The sequence below is a fragment of the Arthrobacter sp. B0427-1-12 genome, assembly GCF_059092905.1.
This window is the reverse complement of record NZ_JBNHIC010000001.1, coordinates 71,244-92,543: the sequence shown is the minus strand read 5'-3', so window position 1 is coordinate 92,543 and position 21,300 is coordinate 71,244. Positions and strand designations below refer to the sequence as shown.

Below are 21,300 nucleotides of genomic sequence, written 5' to 3'. Positions count from 1 at the left end.
GCCGCACGTGGAGCTGGAGATCCAAATCAGCCGGTGGCGCGGGTACGTCCAGCGGCGCCAGGTGATCTCCCCCGCCGACCTGGACGAGCTGGAGGACCACCTGCGCGAGCAGATCGCCGACCGACAGGCGACCGGGCTCGACGACGAAGAGGCCTTCCTCGTGGCGATCAAGCGCATGGGCAACCTCGACGCCGTCTCGCGCGAGTTTGCCCGCGAGCACTCGGACCGGCTGTGGAAGCAGCTCGTGCTGGTCCCGGAGGACTCCAACGACGCCGGCGCGCCGCCGTGGCGCGAGCTGGCGATCGTCCTCGCGCTCGCCGTCGGGGCGGGCGCGGCGGCCAAGGCCGGATTGGGATGGCTCGACGACGGCGCAGTGCTGGCACGCAACATGGGCCTGCTCGTCTTCCCCTTCCTGGCTGCATACTTCGCGTGGAAGCGCCGGCTCACCGCGCAGGTGGCGGCGATGCTGCTCGTCCCGTTCGCCGCGCTGGCGGTCGTACTCAACGTCTACCCGTTCGCCTCCGGCGGTTCCACGGAGCTGCTCGCCACGCTGCACGCCCCGGTCATCCTGTGGCTGCTTGCCGGGGTGGCCTACGTCGGAGGGAGATGGCGGTCCGACAACCGGCGCATGGACTTCGCCCGGTTCACCGGCGAGCTCGCGATCTACTTCACGCTCCTGGCCCTGGGCGGTGCCGTCCTGATCGGACTCACCTTTGCGGCCCTCCAAGCCGTCGGCACCGACCTCGAGCCGGTCCTGGAGGACTGGCTCCTGCCCTTCGCCGTCCCCGGGGCCCTCGTCATCGCCGCGTGGCTCGTCGAGGCCAAACAAAACGTCGTCGAGAACATCGCCCCTGTCCTCACGCGCGTTTTCACGCCCCTGACGATTGTCATGCTGCTGTCCCTCCTGGCCGTGCTCACGGCTTCCGGCGGCCTCGTCGACGTCGACCGGGACCTGCTCATCCTCATGAACGCGATCCTCGTGCTGGTCCTGTGCCTGCTGCTCTACTCGAATTCCGCCCGCGACTCGCTCGCGCCGCCCGGCCTGTTCGATGCCCTGCAGCTGGTCCTCGTCGTTGCGGCCCTCGCGGTCGACGCGGTGATGATGACCGCGATGCTGACCCGCATCGCCGAGTTCGGCTTCAGCCCCAATAAGATCGCCGCGCTCGGCCTGAACCTCCTGCTGCTGGTGCATCTGGTCCGAGCGGCCTGGCTCACCGTCGGGTTCCTGCGTGGGCGACGCCCGTTCACCTCGCTTGAGCGCTGGCAGACACGGTACCTGCCGGTCTACGGTGCCTGGGCCGCCGTCGTGGTCGTGGCCTTCCCGCCCGTCTTCGGCTTCGCCTGATCAGCGAGCCGACGGCCAGGGCGAAGCCGGGAATGTACTTCATTCCCGGCTTCGCCCTGGCTTTGGATCAGGAATGCCGCCGAGGTCAGCGGTGGCTGCGGCGGGACTGCCAGGCTGAATAGGCCAGCCACAGCAACCAGACAACGACCATCGTGGCAGCTCCGGCCAGCAGGCCGGACCGTGGAAGGCCACGGGCTGCGGAATCGGGCAGCAGTGCGAATCCGCCCGCGACGGCCCCGGCCACGACCAGAAAGGTGAGCAGACCGGCAAGCATATCGGCCGTCGCCCTTGGGCCGCGGACCCATTTGGCCGCCAGGTCGAAAGCCATGATCAGGACCACGGCTGCGCCCATGCCCAGCGGGTAGGAACTGAAACTGCTGCCAAAATCCTGGGCCGCGGCCCAGAACAGGAAGATGACCAGACCGGCCAGCAGTGCCAGCGCCTTGATCCAGGCAGCGGCGACGGCCAGACCAGTCAGCCGGCGGTCCGCGTCATGACGCTTCCGGGGAATGTAGTCCCAGGCCGCCCGGATGAACCGCGAACTGCTGAACGTTCCGATAACCAGGACGGTCAGCGGGGCCAGGAACGGCGTGACGTAGTTGTTGCTGATGACCCACATGCCGGCCAGCAGGGCCGTAAAGACCTGCGGGGTGGCAGCAACGCCGAACCACCAGCCCTTCAGGTACTCTTTCCGGGCAGCGGGCAGGTCGACGGGGTGGACCAGGTACTGTTGCTGCGGGTCCGGCAGCTGGACCTGTTCATTGATCGGTTTCATGGTGTCCTCCAGGGGACCGAGTCGATATACGGCGGACGAAGGCCGGCGCGGGCGATCTCGTAGACCTTCTGACGCGAAACGCCGAGCTCTCCGGCCACAGTCACGGCGCTGTACTCTTCCAGCAGTTCGCCAACGGCCGCGGATCTGACACCCGACGCCCGCGAACTTACCTGTGCGGCGAGAACGCTGATCTCCGCTGCAAGCAGGGCAACGGCCAGGGGGCCGCCGAAAGGCTCACTCCAGCCGGGACCGCCCTGCTGCGCCGCCGCATACAGGCCATCCCCGCCGTCAGCCAGGACCGCCCGCACCTGTGCGACGGTGACTCCTGCCTCCGTGAACCGACGGGCGGCAGATTCCCGTGACCCATCCTCGACCGGACGGTGGGCCAGGGCAGCCTGCCACTGCTCCTCGGCGGAAGGGGACGACATATTGTCACCCCGGGGGTTACTTGGCATGGTTCCATCGTGGAAGCCGCACCCCCCGTTTGTCAACCCCCGGGTGACAGCATTCCGAGTGGTGGGCCGGGACCACCGCCAATCCCGCCGACCGACCGCAAGGGCATCCCCCATTTTCGGGGGTCGACCCACCCCACACGGGGCTGTGGCCCGACGGCACCGGAGAGAAGAATTATTAAAAGTTCTCTGGGGGAGAGATGATGGAAAACACCACAGCATTAGTCGCTGATTATGCAGGCCGGATTTTGGGCCGCCGGTGGACCACGGACCAGCTGTATGCCTTGGCCGACAGGGACCGCAAGGTCCAGCGGCACGTCGAGCATGGTGCGGCCCGAAGCGCCCTGGCCGCGTATTTCCCGACCGTCGACACAGCTACTCTCCGTACGATGGTCACCGCGACCATGGGAACCATCGCCGGAACCTACTGGATGGTCGCTGCTCTGCACCTGGCCCAGCTGGCGCTGGCCCATCCAGAGCTGCTGACGTCCACCCAGTACAGCCTTCTGCTGGCTCCCCTGGAAGCCGCGGAAGCGGTGCCGGCCGCCGCCGACAACCGCACGGCCCCGGCTGACAGCCTCATGGCCGCCTAAGCACAGCCATCCCCTGGGTGGCTGCGCCCGGAATAGCTAGGCCCGGAACAGACGCCGCACCACCCTGCCGGCCGCCAGATCGTCCAGTCCCTCGTTGAGTTCGGACAGCGGGCGGGTGTCGGTATGCAGCAGTTCCACGGGCAGCCGGCCCTGGCGCCAGAACTCCAGGTACCGCGGAATGTCCCTGCCCGGAACGGCGTCGCCCATGTAGGAGCCGAGCAGCCGCTTGCCGGCGCCGGCAAACTGCAGGGCTGGGACGGACAGCTCGGCCGACGGGTGCGGCAGTCCCACCGCGGCCACGGCGCCGCCGCGGGTCGCCAGCTCCAGGCACGTGGCGATCACGGCGGCGGAGCCCGCCGCTTCAATGGCCACATCCACCCCATCGCCGGTGGCGTCGGCAACCAGGCGGGCGGCGTCGTCGGGCGTTCCCACCGCCGTCGCCCCGCACTGCAGCGCCAGCGGATGCTTGCCCTCATTCGGATCAATCGCGAGGATGCTGGACGCCCCGGCCAGCTTCGCAGCCATGACCGCGGACAGCCCCACGGCACCCAGTCCAAACACGGCCACGGACTGGCCCTCCGTAACCGCTGCCGTGTTGAACACCGCGCCCATCCCGGTGAGGACAGCGCACCCGAACATCGCCGCGACCGGTGCGGGGACGTCGTCGTCAATCACCACCGCGGATTCCCGGGCGACCACGGCGTAGTCGGCGAAGGCGGACACGCCCAGATGGTGGTTGATCCGCTCCCCCGCCGGCGTTTTCAGCAGCGCTTCGCCGTGCAGCAGGTCCCCGGAGCCGTTGACCTCCGCGGCCCGGTGGCACAGCGCCGGCCGGCCGTTGCTGCAGGCCCGGCAGCTGCCGCAGCTGGGAACGAACACCAGGACCACCTGGTCGCCGGGACGGACGCCCTCGACGCCCTCGCTGACCGCCTCAACCCGGCCGACCGCCTCATGGCCCAGCGCCATCGGCAGCGGCCGGACGCGGGTGCCGTCCACCACGGACAGGTCGGAGTGGCAGAGGCTGGAGTAGATGATTGCCACGCCCAGCTCCCCGGCGCGGGGAGCAGGGCGTTCCAGTTCCTCAAGGACCAGGGGCCGGAGCCCGGCGTAGGAAGCGCCGGACTCCGGCTTGCCTGCCGTCCGGTAGAGGACAGAGGCGTGCATCGTCACCGTGCGGCCGCCTGGGTCTCGGCGCCGGTCCGCAGGGCGGAGGTGGCGGCGGCATCGGCCGCGTCAACATCCTGCAGCGAGATGCCCCGTGTCTCCCGCAGCGCCAGGACGGCCACGACCGTGATGACACAAGCGATCAGCAAGTACACCGCCACCGGAACCGAGGAGCCGGAGCTCTCCAGCAGCCCGGAGGCGATGATCGGCGCCAGCGACCCGGCAACGATCGAGGTGACCTGGTAGCCCAGGGAGACGCCGGAGTAGCGCATCCGGGTGGGGAACATTTCCGCCATGATGGAGGGCTGCCCCGCGTACATGAGCGCGTGGAAGACCAGGCCGATCATGATCGCCGCGAGGATGACCAGGTCATTGCCGGTATCCATCATGGGGAAAGCGAAGAATCCCCAGGTGGCGCCGAGGATGGCCCCGGCCAGGTAGACGGGCCTGCGGCCAAGGGCATCGGAGAGCCGGCCGACCATCGGCACTACGCAGAAGTGGACGGCATGCGCCACCAGCAGCAGAAGCAGGATGCGGGCGGTGTCCGCCTCCACCACCACCTTGAGGTAGGTGATGGAGAAGGTGACCACCAAGTAGTACAGGATGTTCTCCGCAAAGCGCAGGCCCATAGCGGTGAACACACCGCGCGGGTAGCGACGGAAGACCTCCACCACGCCGTAGCCGGCCTTCGGGTTGGCTTCCGTCTGCTGCCTGGCTTCCACGAAGATCGGAGCGTCGCTGACCTTGGTGCGGATGTAGTAGCCGATGATCACGATGACGGCCGAGAGCCAGAAACCCACGCGCCAGCCCCAGCCCAGGAAGGCTTCGGCGGACAGCGTTGCAGACAGGACGAACAGCACACCCGTGGCCAGCAGGTTGCCCATCGGCACGGCCGACTGCGGCCAGCTGGACCAGAAGCCGCGGGACTTGCTGGGGCTGTGTTCGGCCACCAGCAGGACGGCGCCGCCCCATTCACCGCCCACCGCGAAGCCCTGAACGAAGCGCAGGATGACCAGCAGGGCCGGAGCCCAGTACCCGATCTGGCCAAAGGTGGGCAGGCAGCCCATGAGGAAGGTGGAGACGCCCACCAGGATGATGCTCAACTGGAGCAGCTGCTTGCGGCCGAACCTGTCGCCGAAGTGGCCGAAGACCACGCCGCCCAGCGGCCGGGCCACAAAGCCGACGGCGTAGGTCAGGAAGGCGGCAATGATCCCGTCCAGTTCCGAGCCGGCGTTGGGGAAGAACAGCTTTCCAAAGACCAACGTCGCGGCGGACGCGTAGAGGAAGAACTCATACCACTCCACGACGGTTCCGGCCATCGAGGCGGTGACAACCTTCCGTAGCCCCGATTCCTTAACTCTGTTCTTAACGACTCCGTCGTCAGACCCGCCGTTTCCGGCAATCCGTGCACTCATTCGAATCTCCTTTGGTCATCATTGACCCTGGTTTCGAACGCCCCAGCCCCGACGGCCGTGGCGGCAGTCACACTGCTTATGGTGCTACCGAGTATTGCCGCGGCCTCCGGCACCTTCAACCGCCATTCCTGCAGAAGCCATCTGCATAAATGCACATGGGCCGTGCCACCGGAGAGCTACTGCTTGACTAACGCAGAGACAGCCGGCGGGTCAGCAGCAGGGCCAGGACCCCCACCGCGAAGGCCCCGCCGAAGACCGCCGCGAAACCGGACGCCGGCGCCACCGGCAGCAGTGCCGCGAAGACTATGCTGCCCAGCGCCAGCCACAGGGACTGGACCACCGCGTCGTTGATCTGCATCGCCGAACTGGCCGCCCCTTCCCCGCCGTCCGCCGACCGGTCCAGCAGCAGCACACCCAGCGTCGAGTACGCCATGCCAATCCCCAGGCCGGCCAGTGCCCAGGCGGCCACAATCAGGCCGATCCACACTCCCCGGTCGATACTGAACCCGGCCGTTCCGACGCCGACTGCCAGCAGCAGCACACCGACCCGGGCCCGGACCACCTTCTCCGCCAGGAACGGAACATTCGCCGCCAGCCACGACCCGGAGAACCAGGCGACCGCCGAGGTGGTCAGCAGCAGGCCCGCCGCCGTGGGCGTGAAGCCGCGGAACTCCACCAGCGCCAGGGGAAGGTAGACCTCGGCCCCGAAAAACGCGGCCCCGACCAGGCCGCGGACAGAAATCACCGCGGGCAGGCCGCGGCGGAACAGCCAGGTGCCCACTGGCAGGAGCCCTGGCAACGCGGCCAGCACTGCGGCCACGGCCGCCATCAGCAGGACGGGCCACCAGGAGAACGCCTGCTGTCCCGCATAGCCCACGCCGAGGATCCCGGCGGCGACCATTGCTGCGCGGGCCGTGCGGCCGCCGTCGTACTTCCAAGTTCCGTTTTCTCCGGTGCGGCGCAGCGCCGGGGCCAGCGCCGCGTAGGACAGTACCGCGACCACCGGCGCCAGCCCGAAGACCCACCGCCAGCCCACCAGGTCGCTGATGGCTCCGGCGATGGCCGGCCCCACCATGGCGGGCAGGACCCAGCCGCTGGTCAGCACGGTGAAGACGCGGGCGCGCATGGTCTCCGGATAGGCCTTGGCGATCAGCACATACATACCGACGCCGGCCAGGCCGGCACCGAACCCCTGGACACCGCGGCCGATCAGCAGGACCGTCATGGACGGCGCGAGCGCAGCGGCGATAAGCCCGGCCGAGAACAGCGCGACGCCCAGCCGCAGCGCGGGTGCGGGGCCTCGGGCGTCGGTCCAGCCGCCGGCGACGGCGAGCGCCGGGACGGACACCGCCAGCGGCGCGGAAAAGGCGATCGCGTAGAGCGCCAGGCCGCCCAGCTCGCGGCCCGCCACCGGCATCACGGTGGCCACGGAGATGGCTTCGAACGCGAACACGAAGGCCAGCACGAACAGGCCGGCGGTGGTGCCGCGGTAGGTCCGCGACCACAGCGCGGCGGGGGCCAGTTCGACCGTCATGGCTGCGCTCCTTCCTTGTGCCATGCCGCATCCGGCTGCAGCACGACCTTGCCGTACGTCTCCCGTGCCGCCAATGCCCGGTGCGCCTCGGCCGCCTCCGCCAGCCGGAAGGCGGGATGGACCAGCGGTCGGCGTGAGCCGTCTGCGGCGGCCGCGAGCGCCTCCGCCTCCAGCGAGCGCAGCCCGCCCTCGCGTGCAGTCAGGGCCGGTCCGAGCACCTGTACTGCCGTCTTCGCCGGATGCTCGTAGCGGTTGCCTTCCCCGCCGGTCCAGCCGAAGACCAGCTGGGTGCCGCCCTCGGCCAGCAAATCGAAGGCGAGCCGGCCCACTTCGCCACCGACGCCGTCGTACACCACGGTGGGCGGCCGCCCCACCGCATGCAGGGCCTCCTGCCAGCCCGCCGCACGGTAGTCGATGACGACGTCGGCACCCAGCTGGCGGACGAGGCCCGCCTTGGCCTCGCCGCCGGCCAGGCCAACGACATACGCGCCCGCATTCCGTCCTGCCTGCACCAGCAGCGATCCCAACCCACCCGCGGCCGAGGGGATCAGAACGACGTCACCGCTGCCCAACCGAAGCTGGTCCAGGATGCCAGTGGCGGTGCGCCCGGTGCCGATCGCGGCGACCGCCGCTGGGCAGGTGAGCGGGTCCGGGATCGTGTGCAGGGAGGATGCCGATGCCAATGCCTGCTCGGCATAACCGCCGCTCGCTTGTCCCAGGTGCGCCACAACACGCCGGCCCACCCACTCCCCGGCGCCCGGTCCGGCGGCGTCGACGACGCCGGCGACCTCGCGGCCCGGGACCATCGGCAGCTCCGGCCGGGGCAAGGCGCCGAAGCCGGTGCCGGCACGGATGGAGGTGTCGAGCAGATGGACGCCAGCGGCGCCGACCGCGATGCGGACGTGCCCTTCCGGGGGGACCAGCTCCTGACGCTCCTCGTACCGAAGTACTTCCGGGCCGGCGAACTCGTGCTGGACAATCGCGTGCATGCCGTCTCCTTGGTTGGTCGCTGCTGCCTGACCAAGTCAAGGACCTCAAGTACGCTTGAGGTCAAGCGAAGGGATGACGGCATGGCAAATCCTGCAGTACAGCATACGGAACTGACGCCCGGCGAGCTGTCCGAGCGCAGCGGGGCAGCCGTCTCGGCGCTGCACTTCTACGAGAAGGAAGGCCTGATCGCCAGCCGCCGTACTTCCGGCAACCAGCGCCGCTACGCCCGCCATACACTGCGCCGGGTCGCGTTCATCCGCACCTCGCAGCAGCTGGGCATCCCGCTGCGCGACATCAAGGCCGCCCTGGACGCCCTGCCGCCGGATAAGGCACCCACCAAGGCGGACTGGGCGCGGCTCTCCGCCCGCTGGCGGGACCAGCTGGACGCACGCATCGAGCAGCTGCAGCGCCTGCGCGACAACCTGACCGGCTGCATCGGCTGCGGCTGTCTCTCGCTGAAGACCTGCCGGCTCAACAACCCGGGCGATGTCCTGGGCGGCGACGGCCCCGGCCCGCGCCGGTTCCTCGCGTGACCCCAGCCCCCTCTCCCGCTGACTCGGCAGCTCCCGCACGAATAACCCGTTATTCGTGCCTTTCGCGCAAAGTCAGCGGAGGGCAGGAGGGGCGGAGACTAGGAGGGCACGCGGGCCGGGAATAACGACGGCGGCCGCCGCTTCAGCGCCGCCGGGACCGTTTCAGGGCGCGCAGATCCGCCATGAGGTCATACACCAGCACCGCAATGGCGGCACCGGCCAGGAGCAGCACGACGATGCCGGCGGTGGAGACCCGCCCGGCTTGCCACGATGGAAGCCCGAGGAGTACCAGCCAGCCAATGGCCGCCAGTCCGGCAGCCACGGTCAGGGCAACAACCAGCAGCCGGGCCCTCTGGGCGGCGGCACTCCGGCGCTGAAGGGAACGGCCGGTCATGCGGCGGCCAGCACAGCGGGACGGGACTGGCCGGATACTGCCAGCGGGCAGTGGGGCAACACGTCCGGGGCATTGACCGAGAGCAGGGCGGCCGGCCCCGTCTGGTCCGGCGCTGCCTGGGCGGGCCCATCGGCCTGCTGCATCGCGAAAAGATTCAGGAAATCAAGGGCGCTCTGCTCAATGTGCCGGGCGCGGGAAAGGTCCACGGAAACGGATCCGCCGCCGGCCAGGCCCAGCGCCCGCCGGATCACGGGAAGCAGGGAACGGCAGCTGTCCTCGGTGAGGCAGCCGGCAACCTCCACGACAGCGCCGGGCTGGCTGATGTCGAGCTGAACGAGTACACGCAGTTTGTGATGGATAAATCTGTCCTTGACGAAGGGAAGCGGCCGGCTTCATGACCACTAAGCATGCTTACCTTGAGCACACTTACAATGTAAGCAGCGGCTGCACCGGGACACAAATCGGCAGACCGGCTACAGCGGCAGCCCGGCCCCGGCCTTGAGGTTCTTCATCACGATGGTTGACGTGAGTTTCTCCACGCCCGGCAGCGAGGTCAGCTTTTCATCGTAGAAGCGCTGGTAACCGGGCAAATCGGCGGCCACCACCTTGAGCAGATAGTCGATGTCACCGAAGAGCCGCTGCGCCTCGACAATATGCTCCATGCCGCCGACCTGGCGCTCGAATTCGGCCAGCGTGGCCCGGTCCACCTGCCGCAGGGTCACGAAGACGATCGCCTCGAACCCCAGCCCCAGCGCACCCGGATCAATGTCCGCACGGTAGCCCCGGATCACTCCCGACGCTTCCAGTTCGCGCAGCCGCCGGTGGCACGGTGCCACCGTCAATCCCACCTCTGCGGCAAGCGCGGTGGCGGTCATTCGCCCGTCATTTTGGAGTTCGCGCAAAATACTTCTGTCAATCGCATCAATCACGCAAAAAGTTTACCGAAAGCAGCGGCAATTCCGCATAAATCAGTGAGCACTTCTGCGCGGTTTTTCCATACAGTTGCTCCGTCACGTCCCACCGCCACCGCAGGAGTTTCCGCATGGACCAGCAGCTGTACCTGGGTTTCGCCGTCGTCGCCCTCACCATGGCCTGCACGCCCGGGGCAGACTGGGCCTACTCCATCGCAGCCGGACTGGGTCAGCGCAGCTTCGCCCCCGCCGTCGCGGGCCTGTGCAGCGGCTACCTGCTGCACACCCTCCTGGTCGCAGCCGGCGTCGCCGCCCTGGTGGCGAGCCAACCTGCACTGCTGGCCTGGCTCACCGTGGCCGGCGCTGTCTACCTGCTGTGGCTGGGCATCAGCACCGCCCGCTCCTGGCGCGGGGCCAACTTCAACCCGGACGCCGGCGCGTCCGCCGGTCCGGCCGGCCGCTCCAGCCGGCGCAGTTTCCTGCGCGGCATGGGAACGAGCGGCATCAACCCCAAGGGCCTGCTGCTGTATGTGGCGCTGGTGCCCCAGTTCATCACGCCGCAGGCGCCGCTGCCGGTACCCGCGCAGACCGCGGTCCTCGGCCTCTCCTTCGTCCTGGCCGCGGGAATCGTCTACAGCCTGGTGGCGCTGACCGCCAAGCGGCTGCTGCGCTCCCGCCCCGCCGCCGCCCGCCGGGTCACGCTGGTCAGCGGCGTCATCATGATCGCCCTGGGCGTGGCGCTGCTGGCCGAGCAATTGGTCCCCCTGCTCGCCAAGAGCGGCCAACTGCTCGCCGGCTGAAAATTCGCTGGGGTGGGCAGGAATGGCGACGTCGGTATCGGCGTGGGTGCCCATACGCGAACCGTCTCAATCGGTCGAAAATAAGTATTTCCCTTCCGGCGCTAGGCGGGATAACCCTAAGAGGAACAATTTATGTTTCGCCCCACATGCCGCGTTCCGCAACATACGGAGCGCGGCCGCTTTATGGCTGTGAACGGAGTCATCGTTGACCAAACCCACGTATAACGTCCAGCACGTTATCGACAACGCCCCTATGGGACTCGCGCGCTGGAGCGTCGTGGCCCTGTGTTTCACGATCGCACTGCTGGACGGGTTCGACACCCAGTCCATTGCATTCATCGGCCCGGCCATCGCCGAGGACTTCGGCCTGCAGGCCACGGACATGACCTGGGTCATCACCGCCAGCACCATCGGCATGGCCGTTGGCGCGATGAGCCTGGGCACCTTCGGTGACCGGATCGGCCGCAAGAAAACGATCCTGCTGGCCCTGGCGCTCTTCGGAGTCTTCTCCCTGGCCGGCGGATTCGCCCAGACGCTGGAGCAGATCGTCGCGCTCCGCTTCCTGATCGGCCTGGGCATGGGCGGTGCCACCCCGGCGCTGCTGGCCCTCACCGCCGAGTTCAGCCCCAAGGCCCGCCGCGGAACCTTCATGACTCTGGTCCTGCTGGGCCTGCCCGGAGGCGCCATGCTCGGCGGGCTGGTCGCCGCGGCCTGGCTGCCGCTGATGGGCTGGCGCGGAATCTTCCTGATTGGCGGCGCCCTGCCGCTGGCGCTGCTGCTGGTCTGCCTCAAGGCACTGCCCGAATCCCCGGTATTCCTGGTTACCCGGAAGACGGCGGCCGCGGATGCCCAGGTCCGCAGGACCATGGCTGCCATCTCCGGTGCCCCCGTGGCGGAGGATGCGGAGCTGATCACCGAGGACAAAGTGGAAGAGCACAGTTCCGTCCTGGCACTGTTCTCCGCCCGGTACCGGCTGGTCACCATCGGCGTGTTCGCGACCTACCTGTTCAACTGGATCGCCTGGTACCTGCTGCTGCTGTGGATGCCCACCGCGCTGAAGACGCTGGGCTTGGAGGCCAATATGGCGGCCATGGGCACCGTCACCGTCAATGGAGCCTTCATCCTCTTTGCCATCCCGCTCTCGATCATCCTGCCCAAGGTCAACGCCCGGAAGCTGCTGCTGCTCATGTTCGCAGCGGGCATCCTGATCTCCCTTGGCCTGGGCATCAGCGGCACGAATTTCGGCCTCATCTTCCTGCTCATCGGCCTGGCCGGCTTCGGCATCGGCGGCCAGCAGCTGGCGCTCAACTACCTCATTGCCAACGCCTACCCCACGCAGCTGCGGGCCACGGCCACCGGCTGGGGCATCGGCATCGGCCGCCTCGGCTCAATCGTCGGTTCTGCGCTCGGCGGCCTGATCCTGGCCGGGCTCGGGGTCTCCGGCTACTTCATGGCGCTGGCCGTACCGCTGGTCATCGCCGGCCTGGCCACGCTGCTGGTCCGTACCGGCACGCAGCCGGACACTACGACGGCGGCGGACACGGAACGCGAAACGGCCCGCTCTGCCGGGTAGCCCGGGATAAGCACGAAGGCTGGATAAGCATGGAAGGAGGGGTGGTCCCGGAACCCGGGACCACCCCTCCTTCCATTAAGCCCACTCGCAGCGAGCCTCAGGCAGGTCAGCGGTTGAGCGGCGCTTCGGTGCTCCTGGCTTCGCCGGCACCCGCCGCGTCGCGGCTGCCGAGATCAGCGGACAACGACTGCCCGGTCCGGTCCTTCAGCAACGTGACGGCGACCAGTGCAATGACCGTGAAGACCGCCAGGTACACGGACACAGACAGGGACGTTCCGGTGGAGCCCTGCAGCCAGGCCGCGATCATCGGCGCGAAGGCACCGCCGAGGATGGAGCCGAGGGCGTAGGCGATGGATGCGCCGGAGTAGCGGATGCGTGCAGGGAAGGCTTCGGCGAACATCGCCGACTGCGGACCGTAGGCCAGTCCAAGACCGATGGTGAGGACCATCAGGGACATGGCCAGCAGCAGGACATGGCCGGAGTTCATCATCAGGAACATCGGGAACACCCAGATGATCTGCGCAGCGAAGCCCAGTTGGAAGGTGCGTTTGCGGCCGATGCGGTCGGACAGCGACCCGCCCCAGGCAGTGGTAGCGATCCAGGCCGCTGCGGCGAGCGACACAGCGATGAGCACGGCGGTACGGTCCATGCCGAGGATGCCTGTGGCGTAGGAGAGGACGTAGCCGCCGGTGATCATGTAGCCGGCGACGCCGACCCCCACGAAGGCGAGCGAGCACAGCAGCAGCGGCTTCCAGTGGAAACGGGCCAGCTGCGCCAGCGGCGTCTTCGATTCCTCCTTGGTGGCCTGCAGTTCGGCGAAGACCGGGCTCTCAGAGACTTTGGAGCGGATGATCACGCCCACCGCGAACAGCACGATGCTGAGCAGGAATGGCACGCGCCAGCCCCAGGCGAGAAAATCTTCCTCGCTGACATTGGCCGTGATGAGGCCGAGCACGGCCGTGGCCAGGAGCATGCCCGCAGGCACGCCCATCTGCGGGAAGGACCCGAATAGACCGCGGCGGTTCCTGGGAGCATGTTCGACCGCCAGCAGCGCCGCCCCGCCCCATTCCCCGCCCGCGGAGAATCCCTGCAGGATGCGCAGGAGCACCAGCAGGATGGGCGCCGCGACGCCGATCTGGGCGTAAGTGGGCAGCAGTCCGACCGCGACGGTGGCTCCGCCCATCAGGAAGAGGGTCAGCACCAGCATGGCCCGCCGGCCCAGGCGGTCGCCCAGGTGGCCGGCGACGATCGCGCCCAGCGGCCGGAAGATGAAACTGACGCCGACGGTGGCGAAGGCGGCCAGGGTGGCGTTCGCCGAACCCATGGGCTCAAAGAACAGCGTGCCGAACACCAGTGCGGCGGCATTGGAGTAGATGAAAAAGTCGTACCACTCGATGGTAGTGCCGACCATGGTGCCGGCAACGACGCGGCGGTCTTCCCGGCTCATGGACTTCAGCGGCATGGGGGTCTCCTCAGAATGGGGCCGGAAGGCCTAGGCCCGGGACTTGGCCAGTTCGATCAGCTCCCGGACCCGGGACGGGTCCGGATGCTCGTCCGCCAGCAGCAGGGCCAGACGGGTCAGCAGGGCGGTATGGCCGGACGGTTCGACGGCGTCCAGGGCGTCGCTGATGGCCTTCCAGCTTTCCTCCGCCCGCTCCACCTCCGGTTCGACGGTGCGCAGCAGCGGGCTGGCCGGCTGGGGCCGGAGGGAGGTTCCGCTGCGCACGCCCTGGATGATTTCAGCGGCGTCGTACGGCCGGGAGGTGTCAATCCGGGCGAGCAGCAGGCCTTCCGGACGGATCACGAAAACCTCGCGGTTATCGGTGCCGAAGACGTCGGCGACCTTCTCGCGGGCGGCGTCGTCCAGTACGACGGCGTGCGCCCCCTCCTGCGGGAAGGCCGCCGCCAGCGCGGCCGCCAGCTCCTCGGCGGCTGCTGCTGCCGCCCGCTGGACGACCACCAGGAAGCCCGGGCCGGCCCCGCCGGCGAGGGTCCGGGACCGGTCCGGAGACAGGTAGAGGTCGGGGACGGGATCACCGGGCTGCAGCCCCGCCAGATCCTTGACGGCGTCGTTGTTCCAGTTGATCGCCGAGCCGCGGCTGTGGGTCGCGGAGGACTGGCGCGGGTTGATCAGGTTGCGGAACACCGGCCGGTCGTTGGCCAGGGCCAGCACGGCCTCGCGGGTGGTCTTGTAGCCGACCGTGCCCGGGGTCATGAAGAGGGTGCTCAGTTTCGCGGAGGCGATGTTCTGCTCCCAGGCGTTGCGCCGCTCCCAGGCATAGACGTCCAGCAGCTGGTCCTCGGCGCTGCCGCTGATGACGGCGGCAAGGGTCCAGCTCAGGGTGCTGGCGTCCTCCAGGCCGGAGTTCAGGCCGCGGACACCGAAGATGGGCACCAGGTGGGCGGCGTCGCCGGTGAACAGGACGCGGCCGTGGCGGTAGCTGTCCAGCGAGAGTGCATGCGCCCGGTACAGGCTGGACCAGACCAGCTCCCAGTCCTCGTCCTGGATGCCCAGCCACTCGAAGTGGCGGTTGATGCGGTCCCGGATGACGGCCGGGCGCGACTCGTGGTCCGCATCGTCGGCGTCGTCCAGCTGGTAGTCCACCCGCCAGATGTCGTCCGGCTGCCGGTGCATGATGATCGTCGATCCGGGGTTGCTGGCCGGATCGAACCAAACCTTACGTTCCGTGGGCCACGGGCTCTTCCAGCGGATGTCCGCGATGACGTAGCGGCCCTCGTAACTGGTGCCGGCCAAGCGCAGGCCCAGCTGGCTGCGGACCTCGCTGCGGGCGCCGTCCGCCGCCACTACCCAGTCAGCCGTCAGCGGCCGCTCGCCGGCGGGCGTGTCCAGCCGCAGCTCGGCGGAGTCTTCGTGCGGAATGTACTTGGTGAGCCGGGATTCGAACAGGACGGTGGCCAACGGTTCGGCCAGCAGCGCATCCAGCAGGTGCTGCTCGATGACGGCCTGGGAAATGTTGACCATGACCGGACGGACATTGGCCGGGATGGAGGGCATTTCGAAGCTGAGGACTTCCTCGCTGCGGTAGAAGCTGCGGCCCTTGGTCCACGCCAGGGAATCATCCTGGACCGCGTCGCCTACGCCGAGCCGATCGAGCACCTCCAGCGAGTGGCGGGAGGTGCAGATGGCGCGCGAGCCGTCCGAGACGGAGGTCCCCGCTTCCACCACCACCGTAGGCACACCCCGGCGGACCAGGCCGAGCGCGGCCGTCAGGCCCACGGGTCCGCCGCCGACGACGACCGCCGGGTGCCGCTGGGACCAGAACGCCTGCGGCTGGTCAGCGTAGCTGTAGTGCTTCTTGTTCTCGCTCACGGCTCTCCTATGAACTGGCGCTAGGTGGGGGTTCTGCATCGATGTTAGGAGAGTCACAGACTATAGTCAATCCATTTACTACATATCCGCTGCCCCCTTACTTCCGGGCACGGGCGCCAACCTCCTCGCGGTGTGCCATCAGCTTTTCCAGCAGCATGACCAGCAGGTCCTGCTCGATCTCGGTCAGCACGGAGGCCCAGCGGGACTCCCGCCGGTTGTGGTCCCGGAAGGTGTCCCGGATTTCCTGCAGCCCCTTGTCGGTCAGGCGCAGGGTGACGGCGCGGCGGTCCTGCACGGCTGCGTCCTTGCGGAGCATCCCGCTGGCCACCAATGTATTGCTCAGGTTGGACACGGCCGCGCGGCTCATGCCGCCCAGGTTTGCCGCGGTATTGGACTCCATGGGACCGGCCAGCCACAGGACGAACATCAGCCGGAACGCGGCCCAGGACCAGCCGCGCGGGCGGTGGATGGATGACTCCAGGTCATAGATCACCAGGCTCGCCGCACGGTTCAGGGTCAGGATCACCCGGGTGGCGCGGGCATCGTTGTCATCGAACTCCTCGTCGATCCGCTTCTGGGCCAGCTCCACGAAGGACCAGTAGTCCAGATCCTTGGGCGACGGGGCGGGAGTGCTCTGCTCTTCCATGCGCTCAATCTACCGTGAACCGGGCATCGTGACGGGGGTCGCTTTTTTTAGTAAAGGCGTTTACTATTAACGAAGCAGCTACCAAAGGAGTGCGACATGGCTTATTACCGTCAGCTGGGTGCCGTCCCGAAGACCCGGCATACCCTGTTCCGCGCCGATTCCGGAGCGATCTACTATGAGGAGCTGATGGGCGAGGAGGGGTTCTCCTCGGACTCGTCGCTGCTGTACCACCGCAGCATTCCCTCGGCGCTCGTCGGCGCCCGGGTATGGGAACTGCCGGACCAGTCCCTGGCCCCGAACGCCCCGCTGGTGCCCCGGCACCTGAGGCTGCACGACCTGTTCACCGCCGAACAGGCCCGGGACACCGACGCGGTGACCGGGCGGCGGCTGGTGCTGGGCAACGGGGACGTGCGGATCAGCTACGCCTGGGCCGGCGCGACCTCCCCGCTGTACCGCAACGCCACCGGGGATGAGTGCGTGTACGTCGAGGACGGGGCCGCGGTCGTCGAAACCGTCTTCGGCGCCCTGCCCGTAAGCCAGGGCGACTACATCATCATTCCCCGGGCCACCACCCACCGCTGGGTCATCCAGGACGGGGAGACCGCCCGGCTGTACTTCATTGAGGCCAACAGCCACATCGGCCCGGCCCGCCAGTACCTCTCCAAGGGCGGCCAGTTCCTGGAGCATGCCCCGTACTGCGAACGCGACCTGCGCGGACCCGAAGGGCCCCTGCTGGCCGAGGGACGGGACGTGGACGTGTACATCAAGCACCGCGGCACCGGCCCGAACGGGCTGGCCGGCACCGTCCACACCCTGCCGGAGCACCCGTTCGACGTCGTCGGCTGGGACGGCTGCCTCTACCCCTACGTGTTCAATATCAACGACTACATGCCCATCACCGGCAAGGTGCACCAGCCCCCGCCCGTGCACCAGGTCTTCGAGGGCCACAACTTCGTGATCTGCAACTTCGTCCCCCGCAAGGTCGACTACCACCCGCTCTCGGTACCGGTGCCCTACTACCACTCGAACGTGGACTCGGACGAGATCATGTTCTACGTCGGCGGCGACTACGAGGCCCGCAAGGGCTCCGGCATCGGCATCGGCTCCGTCTCCGTCCACCCCGGCGGCCACCCCCACGGCCCCCAGCCCGGCGCCATCGAGGCCAGCCTGGGCAAGGACTACTTCGACGAACTCGGCGTCATGGTGGACACCTTCCGCCCCCTGGACCTGGGCGAAGCCGCCCTGGCCAGCGACGACGGAAAATACGCCGGCTCCTGGACCGGCGGACGGTGGAACCATGGGTAAGCACGGGCCTGAGAACATCCCGGCCCCGTTCCTCGGCTTCTTCGACGATGCCGCGACCTTCCCCCCGGGCCTGGCACCGCTGGAAACGGCCGTCGCGGACCATGTGGCGCGCCGCGCCACTGAGCTGGCGGCCGCCGTCGGACCTCTGGTCCTGCCGCTGAAGGACCTGGAGCGCGCCAAGAAGCTGGCCACAGGCCAGGACCTGTCCGCCGGAGCGGTGCAGGTCGGCGTCGTGACCCCGGCCGGACAGCTGCAGGACGCCCTCGCGGCGGCCGAGACTGCCGGACCGGAGCTGGAGGTGGTGACGGTCGAGCTGAAGACCAGCCCGCAGAAAGCGGACTGGAGCGCCGAACTGGCCGAGGCGGCCCAGGCCGCCGGGCGGCTGCAGATCTTCACGGAACTGACGGCGGCCCAGGTGGCCGACGGCGCGCTGGAGCAGCTGGCCGGCACGGGCCTGCGGCTGAAGTTCCGCACCGGCGGGATCGAGGCATCACTCTTCCCGGCCCCCGCGCAGCTGGCCGCCGTGCTGGCTGCCGCGGTCCGGCGGGCCATTCCCTTCAAGCTGACCGCAGGCCTGCACCGGGCGGTGCGCTACACGGACTCCGCCACCGGCTTCACCCATCACGGCTTCCTCAACATCGCCGTCGCCACCGGGCTGGCGCAGGATGGCGCTCCCGAGGCGGAGCTCGAATCCGTGCTGCTGGAAACCGACCCGAAGGTCCTGGCCGAACGGTTCGCCGCGCTGTCCGCCGACTGGCGCCGCAGCTTCACCTCCTTCGGCACCTGCAGCGTGGCTGAACCGGCCGAAAGCCTGGAGGACCTAGCCATCTTCCGGCCCGGAACCGCAGCGTCCGCCCAATCCCCCCCAATCCCCCCAGTCCGCCCGGTCCGCAGAGAAAGTGACCCACGCATGACCCGCACCTCCCCCATTGAGCACCCTTCCACCATCGAACCGGGCAGCATCGCCGCACAGTATGCGACGGCCGGCTTCGGCACTGAAAACCTCCCGTACGCGTCCTTCGCTCCCGGCGCGGGACAGGATCCGCGGCTGGGCGCGCGGATCGGCGGCCAGGTCCTGGATGTCGCCGCGGCCCTGGTGAACGACGGCGACGCTTCCGCCGCCGTGCGTGCCGCCGTCGCCGGCCCCAACCTGGACCTGCTGCTGGCCGCCGGTCGCCCGGTCTGGGACGAGCTGCGGGCCCGCCTGACCGCACTGCTCAGTTCCGCCGACGCGGCACCGGCCCTGCAGCCGCACCTGCACAGCGTCGACACCGTAGAGCTGCGGATGCCGTTCACCGTCGTCGACTACGTGGACTTCTACGCCTCGGAAAACCACGCCACCAACGTCGGGCGCATCTTCCGGCCGGATCAGGCGCCACTGACCCCCAACTGGAAGCACCTGCCCATCGGCTACCACGGCCGCGCCGGCACGGTCGTCCCGTCCGGGACCGATGTCCCCCGCCCCAAGGGCCTGCGGCCCGAGCCGGAGGGAACGCCGTCGTTCGGCCCTTCCCGCAGGCTGGACATCGAGGCGGAGGTCGGCTTCGTCCTCGGCGGCAGCGCACCCGCCGGTGAGGTCAAGCTGGCCGACGCCGGCCACCACCTCTTCGGCGTGGTGCTGGTCAACGACTGGTCCGCCCGGGACATCCAGGCCTTCGAATACGTTCCGCTCGGCCCGTTCCTGGGCAAGTCCTTCGCCACCTCCATCTCGCTGTGGGTGGTGCCCATGGCAGCGCTGGAGGCCGCCCGCGTCGCTCCCCCGGCACGGGAAAAGGCGCTGGCCGCCTATCTGGACGACAGCGCCGCCGAACCGTGGGGGCTGGACATCTCGCTGGAAGTGGCTCTGGACGGACAGGTGGTCTCGCGCCCGCCGTTCGCCACCATGTACTGGACGCCGGCCCAGATGCTGGCCCACATGACGGTCAACGGTGCGGGCCTGCGCTCCGGCGACTTCTTCGCCTCCGGCACCGTCTCCGGTACCGAAAAGGACCAGCGCGGTTCCTTCCTGGAACTGAGCTGGAGCGGCAAGGATCCGCTGCCGCTGGACAACGGCAAGGAACTGAGCTTCCTGGAGGACAAGAACGAGGTCGTCATCCGGGCCACAGCCCCGGGACCGGACGGCTCCGTCATCGACTTCGGCGAGGTCGCCGGCCGCATCCTGCCCGCGGTCTAGGATCCACCCAGGTACGACGCCGGCACCCAGGTGCCGGCGTCGTACTCTTGTGGTTGGCGCCGCTACTGTCGATGATTAGGGTGATCATTCTGTGACATCGATCTCAGCGAGGTAACCATGGCAAGCGATCCATCGATAGTGACAATCCCGGAGCAGCAGGTGCTGGAGCTGCTGCCCATGCAGCTGGCCATCGACGCGCTCGCCCTGGCGCTATTGGAAGGGCTGGCCCCGGAAGAGACGCCCGCCCGCAGCGAAGTTCCCCTGCAGGCGGGGAGCATGCTGCTGATGCCCGGCGAATTCGGCCGCTACGCCGGCGTGAAGATCCTCACCGTCGCATCGGACGGAGCGCCGGCGGACGTGCCGCGCATCCAGGGCAATTTCCTGCTGATCGACGCGCAGACCCTCCGGACGCTGGCGTTGATCGACGGCGCTGCGCTGACGTCCCTGCGCACGCCGGCGCTCTCCGCCGTAGCCGTTGACCGGCTGGCGGCTCCGTCCGCCTCGACGCTGGCCGTCTTCGGCACCGGGCTGCAGGCGCGGGCACATGTGGAAGCGATCGCCTGCGTGCGGACCCTCGAGCGTGTTCTGGTCATCGGCCACACACCGGAGAAGACAGCGCGGTTCGTGGACGAACTCCGTCTTTCCGGCTACCCCGCCGATGACTCCGAACCGTCCGCCGTCGCCGATGCCGATATCATTGCCTGCTGCACCACCGCCCGCCAGCCGCTGTTCGACGGCTCGCTGATCAGGGACGATGCCGTCGTTGTCGCGGTGGGAACGCACGAACCGGATGCCCGCGAAACGGACGATGCCTTGGCCCGGCGCTCCACCGTCTACGTCGAGGATGCCGCGACGGCGCTGCGCGAGGCCGGTGATGTGATCCTGGCCGTGGCCAGCGGGAGCCTGGACCGCGCGCAGCTTCATACTGTCGCCGAACTCGTCGTGCAGGGAGCCCCGGAGCGTTCCGGTCCGGCCTTGGTCAAGACGGTCGGCCTGGGCTGGCAGGACATGATCGTCGCCAGTGCCGTCTACGAACGGGCGCAGTCGCGCCGCACCGAGCGGCTGGCGGCTGCGGACAAGGGCTGACCGGAGCCGTCACGGACGGCTTTGGTCACCCGGGCCCTGCTTCTTCCGTGCACTCGCCGTCCTGCCCGCACCGATGGCTGCGCCGACGGCCACGCCAAGCGCGATCCACCACCAGTCACCGGTGATCGTTGAAAGGACGACGCCGATCAGGATTCCCCAGATAAGCGCCACGTACAGTTGCTGGTTCCTGAGCGCTTTATCCGGACCGTCGGCGGCCATGGCTCCCCCTTGATAGGTGATGCCTCCGATCGTAGTGCCCGGGACCGGAGATTACGACGCC

The 21,300-nt window shown here is 68.5% G+C and carries 21 protein-coding genes; 8 read left to right on the top strand and 13 right to left on the bottom strand.

The window, feature by feature from the left end:
* The first annotated feature begins 7 nt into the window (after positions 1 to 7).
* Entirely contained in the window at positions 8 to 1,345 is a 1,338-nt protein-coding gene (locus AC5RWU_RS00460; protein ID WP_494036863.1) for a permease prefix domain 1-containing protein, read from the top strand.
* An 85-nt stretch (positions 1,346 to 1,430) separates the two neighbouring features.
* On the opposite strand, the gene AC5RWU_RS00455 is transcribed toward AC5RWU_RS00460, so the two are convergent.
* Both AC5RWU_RS00455 and AC5RWU_RS00450 read right to left on the bottom strand, forming a co-directional pair.
* Positions 1,431 to 2,120 carry a hypothetical protein gene (locus AC5RWU_RS00455; RefSeq protein ID WP_494030898.1) on the bottom strand — a complete coding sequence of 230 codons (690 nt, stop codon included), beginning with the start codon at positions 2,118 to 2,120 and terminating at the stop codon, positions 1,431 to 1,433.
* Positions 2,117 to 2,548 carry a hypothetical protein gene (locus AC5RWU_RS00450; RefSeq protein WP_494036862.1) on the bottom strand — a complete coding sequence of 144 codons (432 nt, stop codon included), beginning with the start codon at positions 2,546 to 2,548 and terminating at the stop codon, positions 2,117 to 2,119. Before AC5RWU_RS00450 ends, AC5RWU_RS00455 begins: the two co-directional genes overlap by 4 nt.
* A 224-nt stretch (positions 2,549 to 2,772) precedes the next feature.
* Between AC5RWU_RS00450 and AC5RWU_RS00445 the strand changes: the two genes are divergently transcribed.
* Positions 2,773 to 3,165: a hypothetical protein gene (locus tag AC5RWU_RS00445; protein ID WP_494030896.1), complete on the top strand. Its 393-nt coding sequence runs from the start codon at positions 2,773 to 2,775 to the stop codon at positions 3,163 to 3,165.
* A gap of 36 nt (positions 3,166 to 3,201) precedes the next feature.
* On the opposite strand, the gene AC5RWU_RS00440 is transcribed toward AC5RWU_RS00445, so the two are convergent.
* The 4 genes from AC5RWU_RS00440 to AC5RWU_RS00425 all read right to left on the bottom strand — a co-directional run bounded on the left by AC5RWU_RS00440 (position 3,202) and on the right by AC5RWU_RS00425 (position 8,267).
* Positions 3,202 to 4,329: a zinc-binding dehydrogenase gene (locus AC5RWU_RS00440; protein ID WP_494030907.1), complete on the bottom strand. Its 1,128-nt coding sequence runs from the start codon at positions 4,327 to 4,329 to the stop codon at positions 3,202 to 3,204.
* A 2-nt stretch (positions 4,330 to 4,331) separates the two neighbouring features.
* Positions 4,332 to 5,744, bottom strand: a complete 1,413-nt coding sequence (locus tag AC5RWU_RS00435; protein ID WP_494030895.1) for an MFS transporter — start codon at positions 5,742 to 5,744, stop codon at positions 4,332 to 4,334.
* A 187-nt stretch (positions 5,745 to 5,931) separates the two neighbouring features.
* Positions 5,932 to 7,278 carry an MFS transporter gene (locus AC5RWU_RS00430; RefSeq protein ID WP_494030894.1) on the bottom strand — a complete coding sequence of 449 codons (1,347 nt, stop codon included), beginning with the start codon at positions 7,276 to 7,278 and terminating at the stop codon, positions 5,932 to 5,934.
* Complete coding sequence (locus AC5RWU_RS00425; protein ID WP_494030893.1) at positions 7,275 to 8,267, bottom strand: zinc-binding dehydrogenase; 993 nt, start codon at positions 8,265 to 8,267, stop codon at positions 7,275 to 7,277. The genes AC5RWU_RS00430 and AC5RWU_RS00425 overlap by 4 nt, the downstream gene beginning before the upstream one ends.
* Before the next feature lie 81 nt (positions 8,268 to 8,348).
* Here AC5RWU_RS00425 and soxR point away from each other — a divergent pair, with 81 nt between their 5' ends.
* Positions 8,349 to 8,801: a redox-sensitive transcriptional activator SoxR gene (soxR, locus tag AC5RWU_RS00420; protein ID WP_494030892.1), complete on the top strand. Its 453-nt coding sequence runs from the start codon at positions 8,349 to 8,351 to the stop codon at positions 8,799 to 8,801.
* A gap of 142 nt (positions 8,802 to 8,943) precedes the next feature.
* On the opposite strand, the gene AC5RWU_RS00415 is transcribed toward soxR, so the two are convergent.
* The 3 genes from AC5RWU_RS00415 to AC5RWU_RS00405 all read right to left on the bottom strand — a co-directional run bounded on the left by AC5RWU_RS00415 (position 8,944) and on the right by AC5RWU_RS00405 (position 10,124).
* A complete protein-coding gene (locus AC5RWU_RS00415; protein WP_494030891.1) occupies positions 8,944 to 9,195 on the bottom strand; it encodes a hypothetical protein in 252 nt (83 codons plus the stop codon).
* Complete coding sequence (locus AC5RWU_RS00410) at positions 9,192 to 9,497, bottom strand: hypothetical protein (protein WP_494030890.1); 306 nt, start codon at positions 9,495 to 9,497, stop codon at positions 9,192 to 9,194. Before AC5RWU_RS00410 ends, AC5RWU_RS00415 begins: the two co-directional genes overlap by 4 nt.
* A 171-nt stretch (positions 9,498 to 9,668) precedes the next feature.
* A complete protein-coding gene (locus tag AC5RWU_RS00405) occupies positions 9,669 to 10,124 on the bottom strand; it encodes an Lrp/AsnC family transcriptional regulator (RefSeq protein ID WP_494030889.1) in 456 nt (151 codons plus the stop codon).
* Positions 10,125 to 10,237: 113 nt separating this feature from the next.
* Between AC5RWU_RS00405 and AC5RWU_RS00400 the strand changes: the two genes are divergently transcribed.
* Both AC5RWU_RS00400 and AC5RWU_RS00395 read left to right on the top strand, forming a co-directional pair.
* Positions 10,238 to 10,906, top strand: coding sequence for a LysE family translocator (locus AC5RWU_RS00400; RefSeq protein WP_494030888.1), 669 nt, complete (start codon positions 10,238 to 10,240; stop codon positions 10,904 to 10,906).
* Between the two features lie 205 nt (positions 10,907 to 11,111).
* A complete protein-coding gene (locus AC5RWU_RS00395) occupies positions 11,112 to 12,479 on the top strand; it encodes an MFS transporter (RefSeq protein ID WP_494030887.1) in 1,368 nt (455 codons plus the stop codon).
* Positions 12,480 to 12,585: 106 nt separating this feature from the next.
* On the opposite strand, the gene AC5RWU_RS00390 is transcribed toward AC5RWU_RS00395, so the two are convergent.
* From AC5RWU_RS00390 to AC5RWU_RS00380, 3 genes are all read right to left on the bottom strand, one after another.
* Positions 12,586 to 13,941 carry an MFS transporter gene (locus tag AC5RWU_RS00390; protein ID WP_494036861.1) on the bottom strand — a complete coding sequence of 452 codons (1,356 nt, stop codon included), beginning with the start codon at positions 13,939 to 13,941 and terminating at the stop codon, positions 12,586 to 12,588.
* Between the two features lie 30 nt (positions 13,942 to 13,971).
* Positions 13,972 to 15,810 (bottom strand): FAD-dependent monooxygenase, encoded by a 1,839-nt coding sequence (locus AC5RWU_RS00385; RefSeq protein ID WP_494030885.1) that lies wholly within the window; start codon positions 15,808 to 15,810, stop codon positions 13,972 to 13,974.
* A gap of 97 nt (positions 15,811 to 15,907) precedes the next feature.
* The gene (locus tag AC5RWU_RS00380; protein ID WP_494030884.1) at positions 15,908 to 16,456 is read right to left on the bottom strand and encodes a MarR family winged helix-turn-helix transcriptional regulator; all 549 of its coding nucleotides are present in this window, start codon (positions 16,454 to 16,456) and stop codon (positions 15,908 to 15,910) included.
* A gap of 96 nt (positions 16,457 to 16,552) precedes the next feature.
* Between AC5RWU_RS00380 and AC5RWU_RS00375 the strand changes: the two genes are divergently transcribed.
* From AC5RWU_RS00375 to AC5RWU_RS00365, 3 genes are all read left to right on the top strand, one after another.
* Entirely contained in the window at positions 16,553 to 17,761 is a 1,209-nt protein-coding gene (locus AC5RWU_RS00375; RefSeq protein ID WP_494030883.1) for a homogentisate 1,2-dioxygenase, read from the top strand.
* Positions 17,754 to 19,934 carry a fumarylacetoacetase gene (gene fahA / locus AC5RWU_RS00370; RefSeq protein WP_494030882.1) on the top strand — a complete coding sequence of 727 codons (2,181 nt, stop codon included), beginning with the start codon at positions 17,754 to 17,756 and terminating at the stop codon, positions 19,932 to 19,934. Before AC5RWU_RS00375 ends, fahA begins: the two co-directional genes overlap by 8 nt.
* Before the next feature lie 117 nt (positions 19,935 to 20,051).
* The gene (locus AC5RWU_RS00365; protein ID WP_494030881.1) at positions 20,052 to 21,020 is read left to right on the top strand and encodes an ornithine cyclodeaminase family protein; all 969 of its coding nucleotides are present in this window, start codon (positions 20,052 to 20,054) and stop codon (positions 21,018 to 21,020) included.
* A 9-nt stretch (positions 21,021 to 21,029) separates the two neighbouring features.
* On the opposite strand, the gene AC5RWU_RS00360 is transcribed toward AC5RWU_RS00365, so the two are convergent.
* A complete protein-coding gene (locus AC5RWU_RS00360) occupies positions 21,030 to 21,239 on the bottom strand; it encodes a hypothetical protein (protein WP_494030880.1) in 210 nt (69 codons plus the stop codon).
* Positions 21,240 to 21,300 lie beyond the last annotated feature (61 nt).